At 54.2% G+C, this 2,001-nt stretch carries 2 pseudogenes; one reads left to right on the top strand and one right to left on the bottom strand.

From position 1 onward, the window contains the following. Nucleotides 1-72 precede the first annotated feature (72 nt). Nucleotides 73-396, bottom strand: a pseudogene (locus ACSZO1_RS22265) (LysR family transcriptional regulator); the annotation flags it as partial. Between the two features lie 231 nt (nt 397-627). On the opposite strand from ACSZO1_RS22265, the pseudogene ACSZO1_RS22260 reads away from it, so the two are divergent. Next, nucleotides 628-1,926 (top strand): annotated as a pseudogene (locus ACSZO1_RS22260) (UbiD family decarboxylase); the annotation flags it as partial. Between the last annotated feature and the right edge of the window lie 75 nt (nt 1,927-2,001).

The raw sequence follows: 2,001 nt of genomic DNA, 5'->3' as shown, positions 1-2,001 counted from the left end.
CGGTTCTTTGTTCATTTACCATACGATGACAGGACGAAAAAATGGTTCCCATCGAATTAATCGCACCTTCCTTAATGGCTGAAAATAAGACTGATAAAGATGCGTCAGACCAATACGTAAAAAAGTATTTTCGCGCTGGGCGATCTTAATTGTTTCCTGTTTTGCCTCTTCCAGCTGATTCATCACCTGACAAATACGATGATAAAAATAATTACCGGCAGCGGTCAGCTCCACCCCATTACTGCTGCGCCGCAGCAGGCTGACGCCGAGTTCATCCTCCAGCTCCTGGATACGCTTGCTGAGCGGCGGCTGCGCCATATTGAGCTGGCGTGCCGCACGGCTGATCGAGCCATATTCAATCACTTTACAGAAATAAGTTAGCCGTTTCAGATCCATCAATATGCCGCCTTTATTGTTATTTTATTGGTCACGGTTATAAACCTGCCGCCGTGAAGCTGTCAATCAGCAACATGTACGGGAATATGTCCACAATGTTGCCATTGTGTTAATAAAAATAGCCATACTTTTTTGGCGTGGTGATTATCAGCCAAACGGTATTTGTCCGGTTTTTATTTGCAGATTATTTTCTTCACCACCCAAGGTTATTTATTTCTTAAGGAACCGATTATGGCAAATAACAATTCGCAAACCACCATCAGCGACCTGCGCTCTGCGCTGGCGCTGTTACAGGACACCCCCGGGGAATATGTCGAAACCAGCGTACCGGTCGATCCGCAGGCTGAACTTTCCGGTGTCTACCGCTACGTGGGGGCGGGCGGCACCTGCGAACGCCCGACGCGTAAAAATGGTCCGGTGATGATGTTTAACAGCATCAAAGGTTTTCCCGATACCCGCGTGGTGATTGGGCTGAACGGCTCACGCCAGCGCGTCGGTCAGTTCCTTAACTGCGAACCGGAAAAACTGGGGCATCTGCTGAAAGAATCCGTGCATAACGCGATTGCTCCGGTAGTGGTCTGCCAGGAAGTCGTGCATCTGGCGACCGATAAAGATTTCGACCTGCGCAAACTGCTGCCGGCCCCGACCAACACCGAAGAGGATGCCGGCCCGTACATCACCATGGGCCTGTGCTACGCCTCCGACCCGGAAACCGGCGAGTCCGATGTCACCATTCACCGTCTGTGCGTGCAAAGCCGTGATGAGCTGTCGATGTGGCTTACCCCGGGTCGCCATATTGATGCCTTTCGCATGAAAGCCGAAGCCGCAGGCAAACCGCTGCCGATTTCTATCAGCATCGGTGTTGACCCGGCGATTGAAGTGGCAGCCTGCTTCGAACCGCCGACCACCCCACTCGGCTTCGACGAACTGAGTATCGCCGGGGCGTTGCGCGGCCATGCGGTGGAAATGGTGCAGTGTAAAACCATCAGCGAAAAAGCCATCGCCCATGCAGAAATCGTCATTGAAGGTGAGCTGCTGCCGGAAGTGCGGGTGCGTGAGGACCAGAACACCAACAGCGGCAAAGCAATGCCGGAATTCCCGGGTTACACCGGTGATGCCAAACCGGCACTGCCAGTGATCAAAGTGAAAGCGGTCACCCACCGTCGCCAACCGATCTGGCGCACCACCATGGGGCCGGGCGAAGAGCACGTCAATATGGCTGGTATCCCTACCGAAGCGAGTATTCTGGCGATGGTCGAACGCGCGATGCCGGGTCGTCTGCTGAACGTGTTCGCCCACTCTGCAGGCGGCGGCAAACTGCTGGCCGTAATGCAGTTTAAAAAATCCTCCCCGGCGGACGAAGGCCGTCAGCGCCAGGCGGCACTGCTGGCGTTCTCCGCTTTCCCGGAACTGAAGCATGTGATGCTGGTCGATGAAGACGTGGATATCTTCGACAGCGATGATGTGCTGTGGGCGATGCAGACGCGCTATCAGGGCGATGTGGATACCGTCTTTATTCCAGGCGTGCGCGGCGGATTCAAGTTCGAAGTGCAACGCTAAGCCGCCTGTCTTAACTCTGCAAAGACCACTGAAGGCTGCCGGAAC

Origin of the sequence: Erwinia sp. V71, assembly GCF_965644245.1 — a bacterium.
Lineage (GTDB): Bacteria > Pseudomonadota > Gammaproteobacteria > Enterobacterales > Enterobacteriaceae > Erwinia.
The sequence above is the reverse complement of the archived record's forward strand: the minus strand, read 5'-3'. Positions and strand labels throughout refer to the sequence as shown.